This is a genomic window from Calidithermus timidus DSM 17022, assembly GCF_000373205.1.
GTDB lineage: Bacteria > Deinococcota > Deinococci > Deinococcales > Thermaceae > Calidithermus > Calidithermus timidus.
In genome coordinates, this window is record NZ_KB890688.1 from 37,143 (window position 1) to 61,330 (window position 24,188).

29 protein-coding genes and 1 tRNA gene are annotated in these 24,188 nt (G+C 65.5%); 12 read left to right on the forward strand and 18 right to left on the reverse strand.

The annotated features are described in order from the left end of the window. Positions 1 to 3: 3 nt before the first annotated feature. Positions 4 to 1,170, reverse strand: a complete 1,167-nt coding sequence (locus B047_RS0103380; protein WP_018465545.1) for an aminotransferase class I/II-fold pyridoxal phosphate-dependent enzyme — start codon at positions 1,168 to 1,170, stop codon at positions 4 to 6. Between the two features lie 59 nt (positions 1,171 to 1,229). Continuing rightward, positions 1,230 to 1,727 carry a MogA/MoaB family molybdenum cofactor biosynthesis protein gene (locus B047_RS0103385; RefSeq protein ID WP_018465546.1) on the reverse strand — a complete coding sequence of 166 codons (498 nt, stop codon included), beginning with the start codon at positions 1,725 to 1,727 and terminating at the stop codon, positions 1,230 to 1,232. A 103-nt stretch (positions 1,728 to 1,830) separates the two neighbouring features. Here B047_RS0103385 and B047_RS0103390 point away from each other — a divergent pair, with 103 nt between their 5' ends. Further along, positions 1,831 to 2,418, forward strand: a complete 588-nt coding sequence (locus B047_RS0103390) for a GNAT family N-acetyltransferase (protein WP_018465547.1) — start codon at positions 1,831 to 1,833, stop codon at positions 2,416 to 2,418. Positions 2,419 to 2,448: 30 nt separating this feature from the next. Here the strand turns inward: B047_RS0103390 and B047_RS0103395 are convergent, their stop codons facing one another. Then, a complete protein-coding gene (locus tag B047_RS0103395) occupies positions 2,449 to 2,883 on the reverse strand; it encodes a hypothetical protein (protein WP_018465548.1) in 435 nt (144 codons plus the stop codon). 103 nt (positions 2,884 to 2,986) lie between these two features. Between B047_RS0103395 and B047_RS0103400 the strand changes: the two genes are divergently transcribed. Further along, positions 2,987 to 4,690, forward strand: a complete 1,704-nt coding sequence (locus tag B047_RS0103400; protein ID WP_018465549.1) for an ABC transporter ATP-binding protein — start codon at positions 2,987 to 2,989, stop codon at positions 4,688 to 4,690. Beyond that, positions 4,687 to 4,893, forward strand: coding sequence for a hypothetical protein (locus B047_RS18290; RefSeq protein WP_245533692.1), 207 nt, complete (start codon positions 4,687 to 4,689; stop codon positions 4,891 to 4,893). Before B047_RS0103400 ends, B047_RS18290 begins: the two co-directional genes overlap by 4 nt. A gap of 276 nt (positions 4,894 to 5,169) precedes the next feature. On the opposite strand, the gene B047_RS0103410 is transcribed toward B047_RS18290, so the two are convergent. Both B047_RS0103410 and B047_RS0103415 read right to left on the reverse strand, forming a co-directional pair. Continuing rightward, positions 5,170 to 5,586 carry a type II toxin-antitoxin system VapC family toxin gene (locus tag B047_RS0103410; protein ID WP_026234541.1) on the reverse strand — a complete coding sequence of 139 codons (417 nt, stop codon included), beginning with the start codon at positions 5,584 to 5,586 and terminating at the stop codon, positions 5,170 to 5,172. Then, positions 5,583 to 5,843: a type II toxin-antitoxin system Phd/YefM family antitoxin gene (locus B047_RS0103415; protein WP_018465552.1), complete on the reverse strand. Its 261-nt coding sequence runs from the start codon at positions 5,841 to 5,843 to the stop codon at positions 5,583 to 5,585. Before B047_RS0103415 ends, B047_RS0103410 begins: the two co-directional genes overlap by 4 nt. A 182-nt stretch (positions 5,844 to 6,025) precedes the next feature. Here B047_RS0103415 and B047_RS0103420 point away from each other — a divergent pair, with 182 nt between their 5' ends. From B047_RS0103420 to B047_RS0103440, 5 genes are all read left to right on the forward strand, one after another. Next, positions 6,026 to 6,688, forward strand: coding sequence for a S4 domain-containing protein (locus B047_RS0103420; protein ID WP_018465553.1), 663 nt, complete (start codon positions 6,026 to 6,028; stop codon positions 6,686 to 6,688). 85 nt (positions 6,689 to 6,773) lie between these two features. After that, entirely contained in the window at positions 6,774 to 7,190 is a 417-nt protein-coding gene (gene ndk / locus B047_RS0103425) for a nucleoside-diphosphate kinase (protein ID WP_018465554.1), read from the forward strand. 119 nt (positions 7,191 to 7,309) lie between these two features. Then, a complete protein-coding gene (locus B047_RS0103430; RefSeq protein ID WP_018465555.1) occupies positions 7,310 to 7,867 on the forward strand; it encodes a YeeE/YedE family protein in 558 nt (185 codons plus the stop codon). 3 nt (positions 7,868 to 7,870) lie between these two features. Next, on the forward strand, positions 7,871 to 8,335 hold the full coding sequence (locus B047_RS0103435; RefSeq protein WP_018465556.1) for a DUF6691 family protein: 465 nt from the start codon (positions 7,871 to 7,873) through the stop codon (positions 8,333 to 8,335). Between the two features lie 39 nt (positions 8,336 to 8,374). After that, entirely contained in the window at positions 8,375 to 9,130 is a 756-nt protein-coding gene (locus tag B047_RS0103440; protein ID WP_018465557.1) for an exodeoxyribonuclease III, read from the forward strand. A 65-nt stretch (positions 9,131 to 9,195) separates the two neighbouring features. On the opposite strand, the gene B047_RS0103445 is transcribed toward B047_RS0103440, so the two are convergent. Together B047_RS0103445 and B047_RS0103450 are read right to left on the reverse strand one after the other, a co-directional pair. Beyond that, the gene (locus B047_RS0103445; RefSeq protein WP_018465558.1) at positions 9,196 to 10,395 is read right to left on the reverse strand and encodes an ABC transporter substrate-binding protein; all 1,200 of its coding nucleotides are present in this window, start codon (positions 10,393 to 10,395) and stop codon (positions 9,196 to 9,198) included. 246 nt (positions 10,396 to 10,641) lie between these two features. Next, entirely contained in the window at positions 10,642 to 12,885 is a 2,244-nt protein-coding gene (locus B047_RS0103450) for an endonuclease MutS2 (protein WP_018465559.1), read from the reverse strand. A 386-nt stretch (positions 12,886 to 13,271) separates the two neighbouring features. On the opposite strand from B047_RS0103450, the gene B047_RS0103455 reads away from it, so the two are divergent. Continuing rightward, positions 13,272 to 13,973 (forward strand): alpha/beta hydrolase, encoded by a 702-nt coding sequence (locus B047_RS0103455; RefSeq protein WP_018465560.1) that lies wholly within the window; start codon positions 13,272 to 13,274, stop codon positions 13,971 to 13,973. Between the two features lie 168 nt (positions 13,974 to 14,141). Beyond that, entirely contained in the window at positions 14,142 to 14,873 is a 732-nt protein-coding gene (locus B047_RS0103460; RefSeq protein ID WP_018465561.1) for a ZIP family metal transporter, read from the forward strand. 40 nt (positions 14,874 to 14,913) lie between these two features. Here the strand turns inward: B047_RS0103460 and rsfS are convergent, their stop codons facing one another. Next, on the reverse strand, positions 14,914 to 15,261 hold the full coding sequence (rsfS, locus tag B047_RS0103465) for a ribosome silencing factor (RefSeq protein ID WP_018465562.1): 348 nt from the start codon (positions 15,259 to 15,261) through the stop codon (positions 14,914 to 14,916). A 101-nt stretch (positions 15,262 to 15,362) separates the two neighbouring features. On the opposite strand from rsfS, the gene B047_RS0103470 reads away from it, so the two are divergent. Both B047_RS0103470 and B047_RS0103475 read left to right on the forward strand, forming a co-directional pair. Then, positions 15,363 to 16,934 carry a cation:proton antiporter family protein gene (locus B047_RS0103470; RefSeq protein ID WP_018465563.1) on the forward strand — a complete coding sequence of 524 codons (1,572 nt, stop codon included), beginning with the start codon at positions 15,363 to 15,365 and terminating at the stop codon, positions 16,932 to 16,934. Between the two features lie 69 nt (positions 16,935 to 17,003). Next, positions 17,004 to 17,429, forward strand: a complete 426-nt coding sequence (locus B047_RS0103475; protein ID WP_018465564.1) for a bacteriohemerythrin — start codon at positions 17,004 to 17,006, stop codon at positions 17,427 to 17,429. A gap of 81 nt (positions 17,430 to 17,510) precedes the next feature. On the opposite strand, the gene B047_RS0103480 is transcribed toward B047_RS0103475, so the two are convergent. The 10 genes from B047_RS0103480 to B047_RS0103525 form a co-directional block, all read right to left on the reverse strand. After that, complete coding sequence (locus B047_RS0103480; RefSeq protein ID WP_018465565.1) at positions 17,511 to 18,683, reverse strand: LCP family protein; 1,173 nt, start codon at positions 18,681 to 18,683, stop codon at positions 17,511 to 17,513. Between the two features lie 62 nt (positions 18,684 to 18,745). Then, positions 18,746 to 19,282, reverse strand: coding sequence for a bis(5'-nucleosyl)-tetraphosphatase (symmetrical) YqeK (gene yqeK / locus B047_RS0103485; protein ID WP_018465566.1), 537 nt, complete (start codon positions 19,280 to 19,282; stop codon positions 18,746 to 18,748). A 4-nt stretch (positions 19,283 to 19,286) separates the two neighbouring features. Beyond that, positions 19,287 to 19,862, reverse strand: coding sequence for a nicotinate-nucleotide adenylyltransferase (nadD, locus tag B047_RS0103490; protein ID WP_018465567.1), 576 nt, complete (start codon positions 19,860 to 19,862; stop codon positions 19,287 to 19,289). Positions 19,863 to 19,933: 71 nt separating this feature from the next. Continuing rightward, the gene (gene obgE, locus B047_RS0103495; RefSeq protein WP_018465568.1) at positions 19,934 to 21,184 is read right to left on the reverse strand and encodes a GTPase ObgE; all 1,251 of its coding nucleotides are present in this window, start codon (positions 21,182 to 21,184) and stop codon (positions 19,934 to 19,936) included. Between the two features lie 71 nt (positions 21,185 to 21,255). Further along, the gene (rpmA, locus tag B047_RS0103500) at positions 21,256 to 21,528 is read right to left on the reverse strand and encodes a 50S ribosomal protein L27 (RefSeq protein WP_018465569.1); all 273 of its coding nucleotides are present in this window, start codon (positions 21,526 to 21,528) and stop codon (positions 21,256 to 21,258) included. 72 nt (positions 21,529 to 21,600) lie between these two features. Then, entirely contained in the window at positions 21,601 to 21,906 is a 306-nt protein-coding gene (gene rplU, locus B047_RS0103505; RefSeq protein WP_018465570.1) for a 50S ribosomal protein L21, read from the reverse strand. Between the two features lie 132 nt (positions 21,907 to 22,038). Continuing rightward, positions 22,039 to 22,114, reverse strand: a tRNA-Ala gene (locus B047_RS0103510). Between the two features lie 160 nt (positions 22,115 to 22,274). After that, positions 22,275 to 22,823, reverse strand: coding sequence for a GNAT family N-acetyltransferase (locus B047_RS0103515; protein WP_018465571.1), 549 nt, complete (start codon positions 22,821 to 22,823; stop codon positions 22,275 to 22,277). Between the two features lie 27 nt (positions 22,824 to 22,850). After that, positions 22,851 to 23,438: a phosphoribosylglycinamide formyltransferase gene (gene purN / locus B047_RS0103520; RefSeq protein WP_018465572.1), complete on the reverse strand. Its 588-nt coding sequence runs from the start codon at positions 23,436 to 23,438 to the stop codon at positions 22,851 to 22,853. A 21-nt stretch (positions 23,439 to 23,459) separates the two neighbouring features. Then, positions 23,460 to 24,167: a gamma-glutamyl-gamma-aminobutyrate hydrolase family protein gene (locus tag B047_RS0103525; RefSeq protein WP_018465573.1), complete on the reverse strand. Its 708-nt coding sequence runs from the start codon at positions 24,165 to 24,167 to the stop codon at positions 23,460 to 23,462. Positions 24,168 to 24,188 lie beyond the last annotated feature (21 nt).

The following is a 24,188-nucleotide window of genomic DNA, read 5'->3' on the forward strand; positions in this document are numbered from 1 at the left end:
TGCTCAATCTCGCGTGTGCCGGCGGATGAACTCTCCAATATGCCGGGCGGCTTCGCGCAGCACGGGCTCGGGCTGCACCAGCGCGAAGCGCACATATCCCACCCCGCCGGGGCCGAAGCTGCGGCCAGGGTTGAGGGCCACGCCGGTCTCGGCGACCAGCTTCAAGCAGAACTCGAGGTCGTCCAGGCCCAAGCCTGCGGGTAGGCGATTCCACAGGTACATGCAGGCCTGGGGCCGCTTGCAGTGCCAGCCAATTTCACCCAACGCCTGAACCATCGCCTCGGCGCGGGCTTTCCAGATGAGCGCTTCTTGTTTTAAACGCTCCTCGGGCAGCTCGAGGCAGGCCATGCCCATGCGCTGGATGCCGAGGTACTGGTTGAAGTCGATGGGGCCCTTGAGGGCTTCCAGCGAGGCCAAGGCCTCGGCGCTGCCCAGCGCGAAGCCCAGGCGGAAGCCGGCTAAGTGAAAGCTCTTGGAGAAGCTGAAAAGCTCCACCACCCGCTCCCTTCCTCCTGGCAGGGCCAGCGGCGACACGGCCTTGCCCTCGTAGAGCTGGTCGAGGTAGGGGTTGTCGTGGACCAAGAGCAGGTCGTGCTCTTGGGCAAAGGCCAGGGCCTCGAGCCAGAAGGCTTCGTCGGCGACGGCAGCGGTGGGGTTGTTGGGGTAGTTCAGCAGCAGCACCCGCGCGCGCGCGGCGACTTGGTGCGGGATGGCCCCTAACAGCGGCAGGAGGTTGGGGCCCAGGGGGATGGGAAAGACCTCGAGGCCAGCCACCCTGGCCGCTCCGAAGTAGGGCGGGTAGGCCACCTCGGGCATCAGCAGCACCGTGCCGGGGTCGGCCACGGCTAAGAGCAGGTGGGCCAGCCCTTCTTGTGAGCCGATCAGACTCAGCGCCTCGCGCTCAGGGTCGAGCTCGAGCCCGTAGCGCCGGGCATACCAGCGGGTGGCGCTCCGGAGAAAGGGTAGGGTGCCGCTCTTGAGGCAGTAGCCGTAGGTGCCGGGGTCGTCGATGCTTTCACGCAGGGCTTGCAGGGCCTCAGGGGGCGGCGGTAGGTCGGAAGCGCCAATCGAGAGGTCGATCACCCGCAGGCCGGAGGCCCTAGCAGCCGCCTTGGCCGCGTCCATCTGCAGGAAAACGCCGGGTTGGGGGGTGCGGCTGGAGCGAAACATACCCTAAATTACCGCAGGATCGAGGGCCTTCGACCACCGCGGCTGCTGTGCTGCCTGCGCTAGAACTCGGCTCCCTGCATCTCGATCTCCCGACCAGTGGCCTGTTCCACGGCGGTGGGCAATAGGGGCAAAAGCGCGCTTAGCGCCTGCCGAACTCCCTGCGGGCCGCCCGGCAGGTTGACGATCAGGGTCTGGCCGCGCAGGCCGGCGACGCCCCGCGAGAGGGCCGCCAGCGGGTTGTGCTGGAAGCTCTCGCGGCGGATCAGCTCGGCCAGGCCGGGGGCTTCTTTTTCCAGTAGTTCGCGGGTGGCCTCGGGGGTGTGGTCGCGGGGGGTGAGGCGGATGTTGCCGGTGGTGAAGATCACCTCCAGGTGGTCGCGGTCGGCCCATAGGCGCAGGATTCGCTTGATCTGGGCCGGTTCGTCGGGGACGAGTTCGAAGGCGACCACCGAGAAAGGGGTCTGGCCCAGCAGTTCGTCCAGAACACCGCGCACCTGCTCGAGCCGCCCGTTCATGTTGCCCCGCTCGGTCACTGCCAGGATGCCGATTCGGATCATTTGCCCCCAGTTTAGGGCATTTCCAGCCGCTGGGCGGTGATTTGCCGGGCTCGGGGTTTAGCTCTCCTTCATACCGGGGGCTGGGTGGTAGCTTGAAGGGCGTATGTGGGTCAAGCCCGTCGTGCTTCAAGGACGCTATGTCCGCCTCGAGCCCCTGACCACCGCCCACGCGCCGTTGTGGGCCAAGCACCACGAACCCGAGCTGTTCGCCTACATGTCGCGGGGAGCCCCGCCGGCGGGGGATGTGGCAGGCTACGAGGAGTACATCGGGTACCTCAACAACGAACCGGGCCGCATGAACTGGGCCATCCGGGTGGATGAGGACTTCGCCGGGCGTATCTCCTATGTGGGCATCGCCGAGGCCCACCGCAAGCTCGAGATCGGCACCTTCATCGTCAGGCCCTATCAGGGCACCTTCGTCAACCCCGAGAGCAAGTACCTCATGCTGCGCCACGCCATCGAGGACCTGGGCGCCGTCCGCGTGCAGTTCACGGTGGACGTGCGCAACGAACGCTCCCAGCGGGCCATGGAAAAGCTCGGCGCGGTACGCGAGGGCGTGCTGCGCAAGGCGGCGATCACCCCAGACGGGCACATCCGCGACTCGGTGGTCTACTCCATCACCGACGACGACTGGCCCAGGGTCAAGGCCGGGCTCGAGGCGAGGCTGGGGTATGCGCTTGAGGGGCGATAGCTAGAGCGGTTCCACGAATACCGCCGACCCTCAACGCGGGAAAACCCTCAGAAAAGCGTCTTCTACGCTGATGAGCACCGTGGTTTCGATGCTGGTGGGGCCTTGGGGGGTGAGGGCCTCGACGACGAACTCGAGGATGGCCACCTTGTCGTTGCCCTTGGGTTCGGCCATCACCAGCGTGGTCTCGAAGTCGGCGCGCTCGGCTGGCCGCAGCTCGCTGATCCACTGCTGGTAGATCTCCCGGTCCAGCACCACCACCTCTTCCCCCGGTGCCACCGGCTTGAACACGTCTTGCAGTTGCCTTCTTCGCTGGCTCATCTTGTCCGGGGCGAAGCCGATGCGGGTGATGACCACATGACCCGGTCCCAGGTTGTAGGTCGAGATGGGGTCAATGACGTCGGTGGAGCGGCTGTGAGGTTGGCCCAATACGAGGATCTGGCCGTGAGAGGTCAATACGCGTTTCATCGCTACCATTCTCCTAAAAATGCGGCCTAGGTGTAGGGATGGCCTTGCTGGAGTATGCCAGGTGCCTAGATCCGTGATGCGATGTAGATTCTACTGGAGTCGCATGAGAGTTCCCTTTCTGTTTCGGCTGCTGCATCCGTACTGGCCCCACCTCCTGCTCACGGTGGCCTTTGCCCTTCTCCCCGCACTGGCTCAGGCCCTGCTTCCGGTCTGGCTGGTCAAACCCCTCTTCGACGAGGTGCTGGCCCAGGGGCGTTTTGGCGAGCTGCCCCGCCTGTTGGGGTTGGGCCTGGGGTTGTTCGGGGTGCTGGCCGTAGGAGGGTACTTGCAGGAAGCCTGCGTGGGTTATCTCTCGGTGCGCTTACCCAAGGAGCTGCGCGAGCGGCTGCTCGAGCACCTGCTACGGGTTGACCTCGCCCAGCTCAAGGCCTCCCCCGCCGCCCTCTCCGGGCGCATCCTGGCCGACCTGCGCGAGCTCGAGAGCTTCATCTTCTTCGGCCTGAGCACGGTGCTGATCCAAGGCCTTACCTTGCTGGCCCTGCTGGGGCAGATGCTCTGGCGTTACGGCGAACTGACGCTCTACCTGCTGTTGTGCTTGCCCGTTTTAGGGTTGCTGCTGGGCTGGGTGGGCCGCCGGGTCACCCTTCAGAGCGAGCGCACCCAGCAGGCTGCCGAGCGGTTGGCCGGGGGCATGGCCGAGGGCTTTGGGCGGCTCGAGCTCATCCGGGCGCTGGGGCTGGAGGACTTCGCCCGTTCCCGCTTTGCCCAGCACAGTCGGCGCCACTTCGCCATGGGGTTGCAGCGGGTGCTCACCGGCTCGCTCTACCTGCCCCTCTCCCAGCTCGCGACGGGCGCGATCGTGGTGCTGCTGCTCTTCTTGGGTGTGGGGCAGGTTGAAGCAGGAAAGCTCAGCCTGGGCGATCTCACGGCCTACCTGACCTTGCTGGCCCTGACCATCACCCCCCTCCAGACCCTCTCGCGCGGCTGGATGCTGCTCTCGCAGGCCGAGGGGGCGGCGGGCCGGGTGATGGGACTGCTGCGGCTGAGGGGGGCCATTCCCGCGGGCTCCCTGAGTCCCGAGGGTCTCGAGGGACGGCTCGAGCTGCGGCAGGTATGGTTTGCCTATGGCGACGAGGCGGTGCTCAGCGGCCTGGACCTCAGCCTCGAGCCCGGCACCCTCACCGCACTGGTGGGGCCATCGGGGGCGGGGAAGAGCACGGTGCTGCGCTTGCTGCTGGGCCTGTACCGCCCGGACTCGGGTCAAGTGCTGCTGGATGGCAGGCCGTTGCAAGCCTATGCCCCCGCGTTCCTGCGGGCCCAGGTGGCCTGGGTTCCCCAAGAACCGCTGTTGTTTGGCGGCACCGTGCAGGAGAACCTCGAGGCCCTGGCTCCGGGGGCATCTCCCCAGGCCATGGCGACCGTTCTGCGCCAGGTGTACCTGCTGGACGAATTGCCCCGAGGCTTGGCCAGCGAGCTGAGCGAGGAGGGGGGTGGCCTTTCGGTGGGCCAGCGCCAGCGGTTGGCCCTGGCCGCGGCCCTGCTGCGCGGTGCGCGCATCCTGTTGCTCGACGAGCCTACCAGCGCCCTCGACCCCAGGGGCGAGGCGCGGGTGTTGGAGGCGCTCGAGGCCGTTCGCCCGGGGCGCACGGTGCTGGTGGTGGCTCACCGGCTCTCCACGGTGCAGGCCGCCGATAAGATCGCGGTGTTGCAGGGGGGGCGGGTGGTCGAGCAGGGTCGTCACGCCGAACTGCTGTCGTGTGGGGGGCTCTACGCCCAGCTCTGGCGGCAGGGCGGGGGCCGGGTATGAGTGCCTCACGACCTCAGCGTGAAGCGAATGGCTCCCATGAACTACTCACCCGACCGGAGGATGCAATTGCGGTAGAGCAATTCGAGGAGGTCCTGGAGAAAGCCCATCTGGGGTTGAGGCCTGAGGAAGCCTCTACCCTCGACCGCTTCCAGGCCGACCTGGACGCCCTGGCCCAAAGCCTGAAGGCCCGCGTGGTCGCATAATAGCGGATTCAAAAAGATACTCTGCAAAACCAAAACCCAGGGCACACCCCTCCCTGACGGTCGACCGCCCCGCCTTGGCGGGGCGGCGCCACCATTCGGTGACGAACTGACCGAATCTGGTATAATACCGGATTCAAAAAGATAATCACCCAAACCAAAGACCTTCAGAGGCTATCTTTTTGAATCCTAGAGCACTCCCTTCGGTCGGGTCAGTTCGTTCCCATTCGGTGACGAACTGACCGAATCTGGTATAACAGGCAGGCCCTTTGCCTTTGCTCAGCCCTCCCAGGGGTTCAGGAGCCGAAGGGGCAGGCCCTGGAAATGGGCGGTGTTGCGGGTGACCAGGGTGAGCCCGCGCCGCAGAGCGGTGGCGGCCAGCAGGGCATCCAGAGGGGAGAGGGGGCGGCCTTCGTTCAGGGCCTGGCCGCTCAGGAGGCCCCAGGTTTCCATGATCTCGCCATCCAGGGGCAGAATCTGCCCGGCGAAGCGGCGCTTGAGGTCCGCGATCCACCGCTCCAGCACCGGCCTGCGCGGCTCGGGGGTGCGAACGGCTCCCTGCACCAGCTCGCCCAGGGTCAGCGCCGAAAGGTAGGCTTCCCCCACCGAAAGCCCCTCCAGCCAGGCCACCACCCTGGGGTGGGGCTGACGCCGGGCGGCCTCGGAGACCACGTTGGTGTCCAGCAGGTAGCTCAGAGGCCCACCTCCCGGTACTCCACCGGCGAGCGGTTGAAGAGGGTCTCGGCCTCCTCGTCGGTGAGGGGCTCCGAAGGACGGAGGGCCTCGAGGAGGGAGGCTTCCTTCCCCCGCAGGCGGGTATAGGTGGCCCAGTCTAGCACCACCACCGCAGGACGGCCCCGCCGGGTCACGGCCTGGGGTTCGCCTCCGAGCGCCCGCTCCACCACCTCGGAGAAGCGGGCCTTGGCTTCTTGAAGCTGCCAGGTGCGTTCCACCTCATAAGTCTAGTCTGACTAGATAGAAAGATCAAGCGGGCGTCCGCGAAGCCAGGCTTTTATCACAACCCTCGGATTATCTTGAGCAGAGCCTGGGGATTGGCTGAGAGCTTTCTAACCGAGCACAACACGGGCCACTCGTTGGAGAGCCCTTAGGCGCACAACTTGTTATCATCGAGCCTATGCAGAGCTACGTGAGCAAGGCCCGCGGTGGGCGGGTCGTGCAGACCCCCTTCCTCGAGCCCGACCAGCAGGACGAACTGCGCCGCCTGGCCAAGGCCGAGGGCCTGCAAGTGGAGTTTTTTGGCGGCCTGCCCATGGCCCTTCGCCAGGTGGCGGTGCTGTTTCCACCCGAGGTGCCCAGGGTCTCCGACCCCACCAAAGTCGCCGTGCTGTGCTTCGAGGGCGACCTCGAGGCCCTGGAGGACCGGCTGCGCGGCGTGCTCGAGCCCGGCCTGCTGGGCGACCTCGAGGAAGCCCGGGAGACTTTCCTGCTGGTCACGCTGCCCAAAGGGATCAAGGCCCTTCTGGAGGCTGGGTTCACGGTGCGGGAGGCCTTGCCGGAGGAGCTGCCCAAGTCCCGTGAGCGCACCCGCAGCGTGGTGGTGCCCAGCTTGCGCGTGGACGCGGTGGGCTCGAAGGGCTTCGGCGTCTCACGCAGCTACTTCGCCCAGGGCGTCAAGGCCGGGAGGGTCAGGATCGCGGGCAAAACGGTGAGCGCCAAGGACGAGGTGAAGGAGGGCGACACCCTGGTGGCCGAGGGGCTGGGGGTGCTGCGCGTAAAGCGGATGCTTGGCCAGACCAAGCGGGGCAACGTCAAGCTCGAGCTCGAGGTCCAGCGGTAGCCTTCTTCGCAAAACCCCCACCCTTACCCCATCCTGCCGCCGCCCCTTCCCACGACCTGCTTAGGCCGGTAGACTCTTGGGCGGTATGGAACGCACCTATATCATGGTCAAACCCGATGGCGTGCGCCGTGGCCTCACCGGCGAGATCATCAGCCGCATCGAGCGCAAGGGCTTCAAGATCGTTGCCATGAAGAAGATGGTGATCTCGCGCGAGACCGCCGAGATCCACTATGGCGAGCACAAGGGCAAACCCTTCTTCGAGGGGCTGGTCAACTTCATCACCAGCGGACCCGTGGTGGCCATGGTGGTCGAAGGCCCCCAGGCCATCAGCGAGATGCGCCGCCTCATGGGCGCGACCCGTCCTTGGGAGGCCGCTCCCGGCACCATCCGCGCCGACTTCGCCACTACCGTGGACGAGAACATCATCCACGGCTCCGATGGCCCCGAAAGCGCCGCCCGTGAGATCGGCATCTTCTTCAAGCCCGAAGAGATCATCGGCTAGCGCGTCGATACGAAAGGAGGTTTCCCAACCCGCTGTACCGGGCAGCTTGCGCCTCATGCCCTGTGGAGAATTCATACTAGTTTACAATTGTTGTTTACTTTTGCGGCAGTATATGGTTTATGAGCTGGCTCGTGCAACCCTGGCCCTGGTACGTGGCCGGTCCTCTGATTGGCCTTACGGTTCCCCTACTGCTGCTCCTTGGCAACCGCCGCTTCGGAATCTCCTCCAGTCTGCGGCACCTGTGCGCCATCGCCGTGCGAGGTCGAGTGCCTTTTTTCCACTACGACTGGCGTGCTGAAGCCTGGAGTCTGGCTTTCGTGCTGGGCGTCGTGATTGGGGGCTTCCTGGCAGGGGTGGTGTGGCCCAACAGCCACCCTCCCCAGATCAACCCTCAGGTGACCGCCGAGTTGCAGAGGATGGGCCTCGAGGCCACCCAGGCTTACATGCCCCCCGAACTCTTCAGCCTGGCCTCTTTGTTGAACCCAAAAACCCTCTTGCTTTTGCTGGGTGGGGGCTTTCTGATCGGCTTCGGCTCGAGGTGGGCGGGTGGCTGCACTTCGGGTCACGCCATCACCGGGCTCTCGGCGCTGCAACTGCCCTCACTGATCGCGGTGATCGGCTTCTTCATCGGCGGGCTGGTCTCGGCCCACTGGCTCCTGCCCCTGATTCTGAGGTAACCCATGCAACAGGCGCTCAAACCCACGCATCCTTCGCGGCGCTTTAGCCAGGTCCTGGCCTACACTCCCTATCTCCTGGCGGGGGTGGCCTTTGGGGTCATCGCCATCCGCTCGGAGATCTCCTCCTGGTATCGCATCCAGGAGATGTTCCGCTTTGGTTCATTCCACATGTACGGGGTGATCGGCAGCGCGGTGCTTACCGGGATGGTCTCCTTGTGGCTCATCCGCCGTCTGGGTCTGAAGGACAAGCAGGGGAGGGCCCTGAGGGTCGAGGAGCGTGAGCCGGGCTGGCGGCGCTACATCTATGGTGGAACCATCTTTGGTCTGGGCTGGGGGCTGGTGGGGGCCTGCCCCGGTCCCATCTACGCCCTCATCGGTAGCGGCTTCCTGAGCGTGGCGGTGCTGCTGTTGGGGGCGCTGCTGGGAACTTTCACTTACGGCCTGCTGCAAAAGCGGCTGCCTCACTAGGTTGGCGAATAGTCATGTCAGGCTCGTAATCTGTCCTTCATGCGGGTTGTCACCCTCAACGTCAACGGGATTCGTGCGGCGGTAGCCAAGGGCCTGGCGGACTGGCTCAAAGACCAGGAACCCGACGTCATCTGCTTGCAGGAGGTGCGCTGCCTGCCGGAGCAGCTGCCGCGGGAGTTGGGGAAACTCGAGGGCTACTACGCTTACTGGCATCCCGCCGAGAAAGCGGGCTACAGCGGGGTGGCTTTGCTATGCCGGGAAAAGCCCAAAGACCTCCAGGTGGGCATGGGCTCCGACTTCGACCGCGAGGGGCGCTTCCTGCGGGCCGTCTTCGATGGCTACAGTGTGGTCTCGGTCTACGTGCCCTCGGGCTCGTCTGGGCCGGTGCGTCAGGCTGAAAAGATGCGCTTCCTGGACGAGCTTCTGCCCTTCTTGGGGGGGCTCGAGGGCGAGCACATCGTTTGCGGCGACTTCAACATCGCTCACAAGCCTATCGACCTCAAGAACTGGAGGTCCAACCAACGGAACTCCGGTTTCCTGCCCGAGGAGCGGGCCTGGATCGACGACTTGCTGAACACAGGTTACGTAGACGTTTTTCGCGAGCTGGTCGGCCCTGAGGCGGTGCATTACTCCTGGTGGTCGCAGCGCGGACAGGCCAGGGCCAAGAACGTGGGCTGGCGGCTGGACTACCACTTCAGCACGCCGGGCCTTGCAGGGGTGGCCCATAGCCCGCGCATCCACCCCGAGCCCTTGCTCTCCGATCATGCCCCGGTGGTCATCGACTATGCGCTTTGATGATTAGAGCGATTCTACGGATACCGCCTACGGCGCCTTGTGCGCAGCGCATTCGTCGCTTTTCCTCAACGCACCGCTTCTGCCTTGCGCTGTGCCTCCTCGAGGGCCTGCCGTGCCGGGACTCCTCCCTTGAGGGCGCGCTCGAGGGCTTCCTCGAGGAAGTTGCGCCAGGTGGCGAACTGCGGTACGCGGGGACGGGGCTGGGCGTAGGCGATCTGCTCGAAGGCCACCTTGCGGTAGGGGTTCTCGCGGTAGAACTGCTCCAGCAGCGGGGTGGCGGATTTGCGCAGGGGTACGTAGTACGAAGCCTGCACCCAGCGGGCGATGACCTCCGGCTCCATGAGGTATTTCCAGAACTCCACTGCGCCTCTGAGTTCTTCGGGCTTAGCTCCTTTGATCACGACCAGTTGGGCTCCACCTAGCGGCACCTTGCCGCCCGGCTCGCGCGGCACCGGGGCCACGCCGAGCTTGAAGGCGAAGGAGAAGTTCTCGGCGGCGGGCCAGTTAGCGATGGAGGCGAAGACCATCATGCCCTTGGTGCGTACGAAGTCGAGTTGGGCGAAGGTGCTCTCGGCGAGGTTGCGGGCGGTGATGGAGCCGCTTTTGCTGAGGCTTTGGAGGAACTCCAGCGCCTCCACGACCTCTTTGGAGCTAAAAGCCGGCCTGCCGCTTGGGGTGACGAGGTTGCCACCCCGGCTGGTCACCATGGCCTCGAAAGTCCAGGATTCGGAGAGGGCGATAAAGCCCTTGGAGGAGCGGCTGGTGAGGGCGCGGGCTACGTTGCCGAACTCGGCCCAGTTGCCCGGCACCTTTAGGCCCTTGGCCCGCAGCTGGTCCTCGTTGAAGAACAGCACCGGCGTCGAGGTGTTGAAGGGCAGCCCGTAACGCTTGCCGCCGACGATGCCGTAGTCCCAGGCCGCTTCGTATAGGTCGTCAGTAAGGGCCTTGGGCACACTGGCTACCGCTTCGTCGAGGGCGAGCGCGGAACCTTCGGCCACCAGCTTGGGAAAGAAGACCACCTCCGCTTGGTAAAGGGTGGGCCCCGACCCCGAGCGCAGCGCCGCCACCAGCTTGCTCTCGGCCTCGCGGTAGTCGCCCACGTAGCGCGGCGTCACCTTGTACTCGCGCTGCCGGCTGTTGAACTCTCGTGCGAATTCGTCGATGGCCCGCCCCGCCGGCCCATCCATCGCGTGCCAAAAGCTCACCTCAACTTGGGCCAGGCTCAGGCCCATGAACACCATTGTCCACACCAGCACTCGTTTCACGTCGCCTCCTGGAACTCACGTGAACCCATTCTAGCTGGTCATAAGAGAGGGTGTGTCATGAGGCTGTTACAGCGCTCTTCACAGACGTGGCCGCCCATCCCGGCGGCCACTAGGACAAAGGATTCTTAGTCCCGGATGGCTCGATATTTGTGAAGAGCGCTCTAGGCTTTGCCCGACTGAATGAGCTTTGGAGTCAAGGGAAATGCCGTTGGTCTGGAGGTATGCGGCGAACCATGGCCACGCACCCTACTTCAAATGCACCACCGTCACCCCGTGGCCCCCTTCGTAGGGGACGGCGTCGTGGAAGCTCTGCACCCGCTTGTCGCGCTTGAGCGCTTCGCGCAGGGCCTTGCGCAGAGCCCCGGTGCCCTTGCCGTGGAGCAGGCGCAGGGGGGTAGCCCCCACGGCCCTGGCCTCCTCGAGGTAATCGTCCACGGCGATGAGGGCTTCCTCGACACTCAGGCCGCGCAGGTTGAGCTCGGTGTCGAAGCTCGAGCGCTGGCGGCTGCTGCCTGAGCCCTTGGGCTTTTCCTCCTCCTTGGGCTTTAGGCTCGAGAGGGGGAAGCTCATGCGCACCGCGCCCATCTGCACCACGGCCTCGCTGCCGCGGATTTCGACGATGCTGCCCTTGCCGTAATCGGGCACCTCTACCACCGCGCCGACCTGGAGGCCCGGTTGGGGGGGAGGCTGGCCCTTGGGGGCTTTATGATAGCGGCTGCGCAACTGCAGCAGCTCCTGCAGGGCCTGGCCCTGGCCTTGGGCTCTGGCCTTTTCGCGGGCCTGGCGCACCTGCTGCTGGGCTTCGAGTACCACCCGCTCGGCCTTCTCGCGCGCCTCTTCGAGCAGCTTTTCGCGTTGGGCCTCGAGCTCGCCCAGCCGCTCTTCGAGCTTCTGCCGTAGGGCTTCGGCTTGGCTGGCGGCGGCTGCGGCCTTCTCTCGCTCGCTCCTCGCGGCCTCGCGCTCGGCTTCAAGGGCCGCCAGCAGGCGCTCCACCCGGCCCCCTTCCGGCCCCAGCAGTTCCTCGGCCCGCTTCACGCCCTCAGCCGGGAAGCCCAGCCGCCGCGCGATGGACAGGGCGTAGCTGCGACCTGGTGAGCCCACCGTCAGGTGATAGGTGGGGCGCAGCTTCTCCAGGTCGAAGCGCATGGAGGCGTTGCGTATGCCGGGCTGCTCCTGGGCGAAGGCCTTGAGGGGGGTGAGGTGGGTGGTGATGAGGCCCCGCGCTCCCAGCGCCAGGAGTTGTTCGAGGAAGGCCTGCGACAGCGCCGCGCCCTCCTCGGGGTCGGTGCCCGAGCCCAGCTCGTCGATGAGTACCAGGCTCTGAGAATCGGCGTGTGTGAGCACCTCTTTGAGCCTGAGCAGGTGGGCGGCGAAGGTCGAGAGGCTTTCTTGCAGGCTCTGTTCGTCGCCGATGTCCACGAAGAGCTGGGTGGGGAAGTCCAGCACCGCACTCTGGGCTGCCACGAAGAGCCCGGATTGGGCCATCAGCACGGCCAGGCCCAGCGTTTTGAGCAGCGCGGTCTTGCCGCCCATGTTGGGCCCGGTGAGCAGCAGAATGCGGTGCTCGCCGGTGAGTTCTATGTCGTTGGCCACGGCCCCCTGGATCAGCGGATGGCGGGCCTGGAGCAGCCGGTAAGTGCCTGGCTCGAAGCGGGGCCGGGTTAGGCCCCAGTCCTGGGCTAAGTTGGCGGCGGCGCGGGCTAAGTCGAGTTCGACTAAGGCCTCGAGGGTCGCCGGCAACTCGGGGTCGCTCGCCAGCAGGCTCGACAGCTCGAAGAGGATGCGGTTTACTTCGGCTTCTTCCTCCAGGCGCAAGCTGGCGAGCTGGTTGTTGAGCGGCACGATGCTGGCGGGCTCCATGAAGACCGTGAGCCCGCTGTCCGACTGGTCGAGCACGATGCCGGGAAGCTGGTTCTGAAAGCTGGCCTTGACCGGAATCACGTAGCGGTCGCGTCGGATGGTGATCAGTCGGTCCTGGATGGCGCTGGCTTGTCGGTCCATGATGCTGTAGAGCCGCTCCTGGATGCGAGCGCGCAGGGGACTCAGCGAGGAGCGGATCTCCCGCAGGCGTGGGCTGGCCGAGTCGCGCACGTTACCCCCGTCATCCAAGCACTCCCTGACCCGCCGACGAAACAGGGTGTGCTCGCCGATGCGTGCCGCCAGGGCCGACAGCCGCTCGCCGATCTTCAGGAGCTCGTGCTTGAGCTCGCTGGCGGCCTCGAGGCTGTGCGCCGCGCTCAGCAGGTCGATGCCCTCCAGCCGTCGCCCCTCCTGCGCCGCCGCCAGCGCCGGTCGCAGGTCGCGGATGCCTCCCAGGCGATAGCTGTAGGCCACCGCCTCGGCGACGGTGGCTTGCTGAGCCAGGGCCTCCTCGAGGCTGATCTTAGGACCAAAGCGCAGGGCAGCCTCCCGACCCATCAGGGTCGAGGCCCGCTCGGCCAGGGCCTGGCGAACGCGCTGAAATTCCAGGGCTTCGAGGGCGTCGCGCATACGAATACCCAAAGGGCCAGTATAGCGCCTGCGCCCAGGGCATTTGCGCCTTGGATCAGCCTCCTGGGGCCTTCCTCTGGTAGGCCTCAATGAACTACCCACAACCAACTACGTCTGGTTGGAGTTTCGCACGACCATCCTCACAGGCTCAGACGTGTGATACCGGATTCAAAAAGATAATCACCCAAACCAAAGACCTTCAGAGGCTATCTTTTTGAATCCTAGAGCACTCCCTTCGGGGTCAGTTCGTTCCCATTCGGGAACGAACTGACCGAATCTGGTATGAGGGTATCGCTTAGGCTGAGGGAGGTATCCGAAAGGGCCAGCGGATGCCCTCGCCCCCTGGCGGTGGGTGTGGGTGGGCTCTCGGGCGGTATTCTTAAGCTATGTCCAATGTTCTGGTCTTGCATGGCTTTACCTCGCACCCCATCCTCACCTTGGGCCCACTCCCCGACGTTTTGCGTCAGACGGGCTATACCGTGCTGCAGCCCACGCTCCCCGGCCACGGTACCCGTCCGGAAGACCTGGTGGGGGTGCGCTGGGAGGACTGGTATCGGGTGGCGCTGGAGGCCTACCGCTCGCTGCCCGAGCCCAGGGCGTTGGTGACGCTCTCGATGGGCGCTTTGGTCGGGGCCAAGCTTGCCGCCGAGGAGGGCACTTCGGCATTTGTGGCGATGGTGCCGGCCCTGGGCTTCGTCAACCCCCTGGCCCCCCTGGCCCCTTACCTGCGCTGGGTGATCCCGACCTTCAAGGGTACCAACTCGGTGCGCGACCCCCAGCGCAAGAAGAACAACCCCAACTACCCTTACTTCCCCACCGGCGCCTTCGTGGAGGTGCTCAAGCTATGCCGGCAGGTTCCCCCCTTGCTGCCCCGGATTACCGCTCCGGCGCTGGTGCTCCAGGCCCAGCACGACAGCACCATCCCCGAAGCAGCGGTCAGGCGCTTCTACCAGTTGCTGGGGAGCTCGAGCAAGGAATACAAGGCCTACGACAGCGAACACGACCTCCTGCTCGACTCCAGGGCCGACGAGGTTGCCCAGGACGTGAACGCCTGGTTGAAGCGGGTGTTCCCACCGCAAAATCGGTAGCCGTTGGCCTGAGCGGTCCCCACGAATACCGCCTATATGTGTGTGTAAACTGCAACTGAAGGCCGAAGGTGATCGGACTTGCATCGTAGGCAGTGCGCCTTGGGACAGGTGACGTATGTCCTTATTGCAACTGATAATCATTTGCAATAAGATGACGAGGTGGAGCCGATGACCCTGAGTGTATTCCTCTACGCTCTGCTGACCGCCATCGCCACGGGTTTGGGGGCCCTGCCTTTTCTGTTATGGCGTGGCCTCAGCCGCCGGGCGCTGGGCATTGCCAACTCGGTAGCGGCCGGGCTGATGTTGGCGGCCAGCTTTGGCCTGATCTATGAGGGGGTAAGCTACAGCCTCGCGCGCACCTTGCTGGGGGTCTTCGCGGGCCTGGCCTTCATCCTGGCCGCACACCGCTTCCTGGGCCGTTACGACGACATTCAGTTGGGCAACCTGGGTGCGCTGGATTCGCGTAAGGCCCTGCTGCTGGTGGGGATCATGACCGTGCACTCTTTTGCCGAAGGGGTGGGTGTGGGGGTTTCGTTCGGTGGAGGAGAGGCTTTGGGCTTGTTCATCACCCTGGCCATCGCGGTGCACAACATCCCCGAGGGCCTGGCGATCAGCCTGGTGCTGGTGCCCAAAGGGGTTTCGGTGCTCAAGGCCGCCTGGTGGAGCGTGTTTTCCTCTCTTCCCCAACCCCTCATGGCGGTACCCGCGTTCTTGTTTGTCGAGGCCTTCAAACCGCTGCTGCCCTTTGGGCTGGGCTTTGCAGCGGGGGCCATGATCTGGCTGGCTATAGCGGAGATCCTGCCCGAGGCCCTCGAGGACGCCCCGGCTTCCAGCGTAGCCACCGCCCTCACCCTCTCGGTGACGGCGATGGTGGCCTTCCAGTTCTTGCTCAGCGCTTGAGCGCAGGGAGAGCCAAAAAGCGTGGAGGGAGGCAGCGGGGTTAGGCGCTCAGGCGCCGAGCGTCGGTCCAGAAGCCCTCGAGGTCATAGTACTCACGGGCCTCGGGGGTCATGATGTGCACGAGCACCTCGCCGTAATCGAGCAGGATCCAGCGCTGGCTGGGGCCTTCGACGTGGAGGGGAAAGAGGCCTTCGTCCTCCAGGCGTTCGCGCACCGCGCGCTCGAGGGCCTCGAGGTGGGGACGGCTGGTGCCGGAGGCGATGACAAAGAAATCGAGGCTCTCGGATGCCTGCCGTAGGTCCAGAGCCACCACGTTTTCGGCCTTCTTGTCTTCCAGGGATTGGCGAATCAACTCGATCTTCCGGGTAGCATCCAGTGTTTTCACCATCTGCCCCTAGTGTAGCGCAGTTGAGCCGGAGAAATGTGTGCGCTTTGCCAAGCCGCTTCGGGTCATTTTCCGATTGCTGGCCTACCCGATAAACTCGCTACATGGAAGCCCTTTGGGTGCTGGGAGCTTATGTGTTGGGCTTGGGGGCGAGTGCGCTGGGGCTGCCGCCCCTGGTGGGCTACCTGGCCGCAGGGTTTGGCCTGGGTGCGCTGGGTTTGCACGGCGGGGATTTTCTGCACAAGCTGGCCCACGCGGGCGTGCTGCTGCTGTTGTTCAGCGTAGGGCTGAAGCTGCGGCTGGCCAGCCTGTTCCGCCCCGAGGTGCTGGGGGTGGGGAGCCTACATCTGTTGCTGGCCGGGAGCCTGACCACGCTGCTGCTGTGGCACTGGCTGGGCAGCGCGGCCTGGTACGTGGGGCTGGGGCTGGGGTTTTCCAGCACGGTGTTGGCGATCAAGCTGCTGGAGGAAAAGCGCGAACTCTCCACTTACCACGGGCGGGTGGTGGTGGGCATCCTGGTCTTGCAGGATTTGGTGGCGGTGGCCTTGTTGGCGCTGGCCGGGGTCAAGACCCCCACGCCCTGGGCCTTGTTGCTGCTGCTATTGCCACTGTTGCGGCCGCTGGTGGTCTGGGTGCTCGAGAAGAGCGGCCACGACGAGTTGCTGTTGCTCTTCGGGGTCGGGCTAGCCCTGGGTGGGGGCAGCCTGGCGGAGGCGGTGGGGCTTTCGGGTGAGCTGGGGGCTTTGCTGATGGGAGCCCTCCTGGCTGGCCACGCCCAGACCACCGAGCTTTCGCGTACAGTGTGGGGTCTGAAAGAAGCTTTCCTGGTGGCCTTCTTCCTCGAGATCGGGCTGGGCGGTTTCCCTGAACTGAAGCTGTTGGGGGTGGGCTTTTTGATCTTGCTCTCGCTGCCGCTGCAACTGGCGATTTTCTTCGTGCTGTTCGTGCTGTTTGGCTTGCGGGCACGTACGGCCTTCGTCTCGGCGGTGGCGCTGGGAACTTTCAGTGAGTTTACCCTCATCACCTCGAGCGCCGCCGTGCGCAATGGGGTGCTGGATGAGTCCTGGGGCACGCTGCTGGCCTTGGTGGTGGCGGCCTCGCTGGTGCTGGCGGCTCCGCTCAACCGCCGGGTCCACCGGCTGTACGACCGGCTCGAGCCCTACCTGCTGCGCTTCGAGCGCTCGGGCGACCACCCCGACCGCGAGCCCACCCGGCTGGGGCAGGCCCGTTGGCTGGTGGTGGGCATGGGACGCACGGGTGGGGCGGCCTATAAGCTGCTCGAGCGCGAAGGGGAGCGGGTGGTGGGGCTGGACGCCGACCCGGCCAAGCTGGAGGCCCACCGCGCTAAGGGCCGCCGGGTGCTCTACGGCGACGCCGAGGACCCCGAGCTGTGGGAGCGGCTCGAGCTCTCGGGGATCAGGGGGGTGCTGCTGACCATGCCCGACTTCGAGGCCAAGCTGCGTGCGGTGGAGGGTCTGCGTCGCCGGGGGTTCCCCGGCCTGATCGCCGTGACCAGCTATCACCTCGAGGAGGACCCGCTGTTCGAGAAAGCAGGAGTGAACTGCATCTTCCATCCCTTTGCCGAGGCCGGTGAGCGCCTGGCTGAGCGGGCACTGGAGCTGCACAAGGAGGAGGCTGTCGAGGGTCGGGGTACATCGGTGGTGGATGGTCGATAGCCAAAGCATGCCAACCGGGGACATTCCTCTCCGGCATGCTCGTTACACTCGGCTCGTTGGAGCGTGACTATGGCGATCGAGTGGAACGCGAGCTATGAAACCGGCGAAGCGCGCATCGACGGGCAGCACCGCAACCTCTTCGACTACGTCAACCGCCTCGAGCGCCTGCTCGAGTCCACCCCGCCCGGCAGCCCCCCAAACCGCGAAGAGGTGGACAATCTCTTGGCGTTCTTGGAGAGCTACGTCAACACCCACTTCGCCTACGAGGAGCTGTGCATGACGCTGCGGGGTTGCCCCATCGCCCGCAAGAACAAGGAGGCGCACGATCGCTTCCTGGCCCTCTACGCCGACTTCACCCAGCAGCACAAAGCGCGTGGAGGGGCCAGCGTCGAGATGCTGCGCGAACTGCACGGGACGCTGAAGAACTGGCTGGTAGGGCACATCTGCAACATCGACGTGCAATTGCGGGGCCGTACTCCTGTCGGCACGGCCTGATCCCAGCTTCATGTTGGCCGCCATTCGGACCGGAGGGTGGTTCCTACCAATAGCCCTTGCGGCAAGAAGCAGCCGTAAGCGCTATCCGCAGGAACCACATTTGGGCAGCACGATCAGGGCGTCGTAGCCTGAGGGGCTGAGCTGGTAACGGGTGAACAGCGGCAGGTGCAGCAACTCCGCGTAATAGCGGCCCACCTCGACCGAGCTGCTGCCGGTGCGGATGTAGACCCCCGGCCCCAGCGCCAGGGTGTTCTCGGCTACCTCGGGCAGGGGCAGGCCCAGGCGACGGAAGCCCTCGAGGGGGTCGGTGCCGTTTTGCCGAGCGCTCTCCGAATCTGCGGCAGTGGGCGCCAGCACCGCCACCTTGCCCTCGGGAGCGATGCCGGTGAGCAGGTCGAGCTTGAGCGAGAGAAAATCGTTGAGGAAGCGGTTGCGCTCTTGCTCATCGTAACGCAGGAAGAAGCCGTCCTCGTAGGTGGGCAGCGTGGCCGAGCGCAGCGAGACGTTGCGCAGATAGGGGAGCCAGGCCAGCGCGTCCTGCAGGCTGAGGTCGGTCTCGAGCCTGCTCCAGACCTGGTTGGCCAGCCCCGGCAGGCGGCCCCAGTATTTAGGCTGCTTGATCTTCTCGGCGACGTGGCTCAACAGGTCCTTGATGCGGTCGAGGCGGCTGTAATCACTGCCGTAGCTGTGGCGGAAGCGCATGTACTTCACCGCGTCGGCCCCGTCGAAGTGGTTGGGACCGGCGGGAAAGTCGATGTAGAGCCCGGCGGCGCGGTCGCTGTACTTCATGGGCTCGCTCAAGACCACGTCCACCCCGTCCACCGCGTCCACGAGCACCTTGACCACGTCGAGCGTGAGGATGAGGTAGTGATCCACCGGCAGCCCCAGCGCTTCCTCGACGGCGTCCACCAGCCCCTGGGCTTTGCCCCTGGCATAGGCTCCGTTGATCTTGCCACCGGTCAGGGGGGTGTAGAGGTCGCGGGGTATGGCCAGCAGGCTCACCTCGCTGCCCCTGACGGCAGCGTAGAAGATGGTGTCGGTGCGCTCGCCCGCCCCGCAAGGGGTGTGGTAGCCGCAATATTCGATGTCACGGGCGGCGATCACCAGGTTCATCTCGAGCTCACCACCCGCCCGAAAACCGCTGCCCCCGCCACCGTAGCGCAAGTCGCCGGGGGTAGGGGCAAAATGGATAGCCGCCGCCAGGCCGAAGAAGCCCAGGCTCAGAAGGATCAGGGAAGCTCGAGGTCGGCGCATGGACGTTTCCCGACAAACATAGCCGATAGAACCTTGCCAATCGTGAAAAAGAAGGGATGAGGCTAAAGCCTGAAGCCTGGTCTGGGCTCGCTGATCAGCTCCCGGTAGGCCTCGAGGGTGCGGGGATGAACGGGAATGCCCTTGCGCTGAAGGTATTCGACCTTGCTGCGCACGGCTTGGCGGTAGGCCTCGAGCAACTGCCCTCCCAGCGCCAGATCGCGGATCTCGGCGTTGACCCCGCGCCCCGGCTCCGACACGTCGGCCACATAAACCGCCATCGCGATGGCGTGTTTGGGGTGTGCGCCGTAGACATGACCCTCGATAGCCTCGAGCACTTCCTCATCCTCGATGCCCCACTCCTCGGCCAGACGCCGCCCGGCCCGCCCGTGCAGGGCCTTGGGGTGCTCGCGCTCGACCTCGTTCTGCGGGGGAGCCAGCTCGGCTAAGCGCTCGGGGGCGAACTCGCGGGCCGCGTCGTGGAGGATGCCCGCCAGGTAAGCCCGTTCGGGCTCGAGCCCGTTGGCCGCGGCGATGCGCTCGGCCAGCTCGGCCACCCGCAGGATGTGGGCGAAGCGCTCGGGGCTGACCAGCTGGCGCACCCGTTCAGCCCACTCGGTAAAAGCCGTGTTTGCCAATGTAAACCTCCACTTCCAAAGGCAGCAGATAGCGCACTGTGCGGCCTTCGCGCAGCCGCCTGCGAATCTCGCTGCTGGAAACGTCGTAGCCGGGAATCTCCAGGAGGCGGGTGCGCTCCCGGAAGAAGGGGTGGATCTCGGGGGTGTGGCCGGGGCGGGTCACCGCGACCAGGTGGGCCAGGTCGTCGAGGCGCTCGGCCTGGTACCAGGAGTCGGCGTCGTTGTAGGCATCGGCTCCGGTGATGAAAAAAAGCTCAGCAGCCGGGTGGCGCTGCTGAGCCTCGAGCAGGGTATCGACGGTGTAACTGGGGCCGGGGCGGTCGAGCTCGAGGCGGCTGGCCTCGAAGCGGGGGTCGCGGGCGGTGGCCAGCAGCACCATCTCGTGCCGGGCCTCGGGCGGGGCCACCGGCGTTTTGTGGGGCGGACGGGCCGCCGTGACGAAGAGCACCCGCTCGAGCCCCAGCGCCGCTGCCGCCTCCGAGGCCGCCAGCAGGTGCCCCAGGTGGATGGGGTCGAAGCTGCCGCCGAAGATACCGATGCGCATAAGACCGATGCCGAAGGCTAAACGCTAAGTGTCGAACGGTAGGGGTCGTACGCTAAGAGCTTGCCGCGTACTCACACCTCCGGGATGTACTCGAATTCCACCCCGGCGAGCCTTACGGTGTCGCCCGCGCGGACACCGCGGGCCTCGAGCGCCGATTCTACACGATAGCGCCTGAACAAATCCTGTAAGTACCCCGCCATCTCGCTCACCTCGCCCTTCATGCGCGAGAGCTGGCGCTCGAGCTGCGGGGCCCTGACCTCGAAGACCCCCTCCTCGACCTCCTCGATTCGGATGCCGGTGTCGGGTGGGGGAGGGGGCGCGGGGGTCTGGAGGACGGGCTTTGGCGCGGCCTGCACCAGGGCGAAGAGGGCATCGACCAGCGGCTCGAGGCCCTCCCCACTGAGCGCCGAGATGGCCAGCACCGGCAGGCCAACGGTGGCGAGCTCGGCCTCGAGCCTGCCAACCTCTTCGGGGGTGAGCAGGTCGATCTTGTTGAGCGCGACCAGCGAGGGCCGCTTCAGGAGCTCGGGGTCGTAAGCCCGCAGTTCCCCTTGCAGCGTGCGCAGGGTTTCTGTGGGTTTGTCGCTGCCGTCGAGCACGTACAGCAGCACCCGCGTGCGCCCGATGTGGCGCAGGAAGTCGAGCCCTAGCCCCCTGCCCTGGCTAGCCCCCTCGATGATGCCGGGGATGTCGGCCATGGTGATGCGCTCGCCCTCAGCGCGCTCGATGACGCCGAGGTTGGGAGCCAGCGTGGTGAAGGGGTAGGCGGCCACCTTTGGCGAGGCCGCGGTGAGGTCGGCCAGCAGGCTGCTCTTGCCCGCGTTGGGGTAGCCCACCAAGCCCACGTCGGCCAGCAGCATCAGCTCCAGCCGCAGCCGCCGCTTCTCACCGGGCAGACCCCCTTCGGCGAAGCGGGGCGCCTGGCGCGTAGGGGTGACAAAGTGGCGGTTGCCCCGCCCACCCTGACCGCCCTGGGCCGCCACCACGCTCTGGCCTTCTTCGACCAGGTCGGCCAGCAACTCCCCGCTCTCCGCATCGAAGACCCGCGTTCCCCGCGGCACCTCCACCACCAGATCGCGGCCTGCGCGCCCGTCCATGCCCTTGCCCAGGCCGTGCTCGCCGTCCTCGGCGCGGTAGATGCGTTTGGAGAGGGTGGAAAGGGAGTCCACCTGCCCTAGCGCCCGCAGGATGACCGAGCCCCCGTCGCCCCCATCGCCCCCGTCGGGGCCGCCCTTGGCGATGTACTTCTCGCGCCAGAAGCTGATGGCCCCGTCACCCCCGCGCCCGGCTATGACCGTGATCTCGAGCGTATCCCTGAACATGGCTACAAGACTAAAAACTCGAGGCCGAAGGCTAAAGGCTGGCGGCCTTCAGCTTTCGGCCTTCGCCAAGCTTAGGCTTGGGTGGCTGTTTCGGCGGGCTTCACCGAGACGAAGCGCCCCATGCGGCCTTTGTCCGCGAACTCCACCACCCCATCCACCAGGGCGAAGAGGGTGTAGTCGCGGCCCATGCCCACGCCTGCTCCCGCGCGGAACTTGGTGCCGCGCTGGCGCACCAGCACGTTACCGGCCCGCACCACCTCGCCGCCGAACTTCTTCACGCCCAGGCGCTTGGCTTGGGAGTCGCGCCCGTTCTTGGTCGAACCCAGACCTTTCTTGTGTGCCATAACAAGCTCCTTCAGAGTGCCTGTAGCCGATGGTCCGTAGCGGATAGCAGTTGGGCCACCGCCTACGGGCGCTTAAGCGCGGATCTCCTTGACCACGATCTCGGTGTAAGGCTGGCGGTGGCCCCGCTTACGGCGGTACTGCACCTTGGCCTTGAACTTCATCACCCGGATCTTCCTGCCCTTGCCGTGACCCACCACCTCAGCCACTACCTTGGCACCGGGCACGATGGGGTTGCCCACCACGGTTTTTTCCCCGCCCAGCAGGAGGGCGTCGAACTCGACGGTCTGACCTGCTTCGGCCTCGAGCTTCTCCACGCGCAGCTTCGCGCCAGGTTCGGCCCGGTATTGTTTTCCTCCGGTCTCGATGATTGCGAACATTTAAGCTTCCTCCGCGCAGGCTTGGCAATGGCAAGCCTTGGGCTTTTAGCCCAGCCAACGATCAACTATAGCGGCTGCTGGTTCATATATCAAGCCCAAAAGAAAAAACCCCGGCGCATGGCCGGAGTCTTTTGGTGGAGCTGAGGGGATTCGAACCCCTGACCTTCTGAATGCCATTCAGACGCGCTCCCAGCTGCGCCACAGCCCCGAACAGCAACCGCTATGTTAGCTGTGGTGATTGGGGTTGTCAATACTGGGCACCCCGCTCCCTCCTTACCCTGCGTCATATCGCTTATAGATACGGCATCTTGCCCCTGGCCGCTTGCCAGAACCACCCGCTTACATTCGTGCCGATCGGGTTATGCCGCTCAACCCCGCCGCTCGCGCCACTCCCGCTGCAGGATGGCGTAGTGGTACTCGCTGCTCCAGCGGCCCTTGAGCCAACGGCTCTCGACCGATTGCCCCTCCAGCCGCATCCCCAACTGGACCATCAGGTGCCAGGCGGCATGGTTCTCCACGTCGGAGCTGGCGTGCACCCGGTGCAGCTTCAAGTCCTCGAAGAGGTACTCCAGCAGCCGCTGCAGCGCCTCGCGGGCATAGCCCTGTCGCTGATGCTGTGTGGCCAGGGTGACGACGATTCGGGCCTGCTGGCCGTCCTCGAGCCACAAAAACGCACACTCACCCAGGGTCTCGCCGCTGCCCTTGGATTCGATGGCCGCGTAGAACCACTGTCCCGGCGTGGGCTGGGCCTGCGTAGCCCACTCGAGGAAAGCCAGGGCTTTCTCCCTGGGGTAGGGCGCGTCCCAGCTCTGGTAGTGGGCTACTTGGGGATCGGAGCGGTAGGCGATGAGGGCTTCCAGGTCGTGCTGTTCAAAACGGCGCAGGATCAGGCGGGGGGTCTCGAGGCGAAAGGGCATGATTCGAACCTCCAGAGGGTTTGTGGGTCAATCGAGGCGGATCTCTCCACTGATGATCTTGCCCAAGGTCTCGACCAGGAAAGCGTGCTCGCGCTCGAGCACCCGCTGGGCCAGCGTCTGGGGGGTGTCGTCCGGGAGCACGGGGACGCGGGTCTGGGCCAGGATGGCTCCGTGGTCGTATTCCTCGTCTACGAGGTGGATCGTCGCGCCGCTCTCGCGCTCGCCCGCCTCGATCACCGCTTTGTGCACGTTTATCCCGTACATTCCCTGCCCGCCGAACTTAGGCAGCAGAGCTGGATGGATGTTGACGATGCGGTTGCGGTAGGCCGCCAGGGTTCGCGGCCCCAGCTTCTTCATGTAGCCCACCAGCACCACCAGCTCGACCTCGTGCCGCTGCAGGGTCTTCAAGATGGCCTCGTCGAGCCCCTCGCCGTGGGTGTGGCTCGAGAGGTGATAGGCGGGGATACCCTCCTGACGGGCCTTCTCTAGCGCCCCCGAAGCGCTGTTATTGGAGATCACCACCCGTGGTGTGGCACAAAGCCGCCCGCGCTTGCAGGCATCGATCACCGCTTGTAGGTTGCTACCCCGTCCTGAGGCGAGAAAACCGAGGTTCACGGGGGTATCGTACCGTATGCCCTACGTCGTTTGGCGATTGACCACACCGGCTGCTTCGACGAACGCCCGGAAGATGTCCCACTGCTCGGGCAAGAGCTCGGGGTGCCACTGCACGCCCAGGTAGAAGGGGTGATCCTCGAGCACCACCGCCTCCACCACACCGTCGGGGGCGACGGCGACTGCACGCAGGCCGGGGGCCAGGTCCCTGAGGGCTTGGTGGTGGTAGGAATTGACCCGGAAGCGTCGGGGGAACAAAGCCTCCAGCGGGCTTCTGGAGATCTGCTCGAGGCTGTGCCCCAGCACCCCCGACTCCGACTTCTGGTAGTGCTGAATGGCTTTAAAGCCCTGGGCGGGTAGGTCCTGGTAAAGGCTGCCACCCAGCGCCACGTTGATCACCTGGATGCCCCGGCAGATGCCCAGCAAGGGGATGCGGCGCTGGGCGGCGTAGCGGGCCAGTTCCAGCTCGAGGGTGTCGCGCTCGGGCGAGACCTCGCCCATCTCGGGGATGGGGTCTTCGCCGAAGTGGGCGGGGTCTATGTCTACCCCGCCGGGCAGCAGGATGCCGTCGAGCCTGCGGGCGATCTCGAGCGGGCGGGCCTGGGGCGGAATCACCACCACATCCGCTCCTTGGGCCTCGAGGGCCCTGACGTAGGGCTCGAGCAGGCCCCAGATCTTGCTGCGGACGAGTTCGCCGGTGGTGCGGTACTGGGCAGCGACGCCGATGAGCATGGCCGTATTCTCGCACAACCC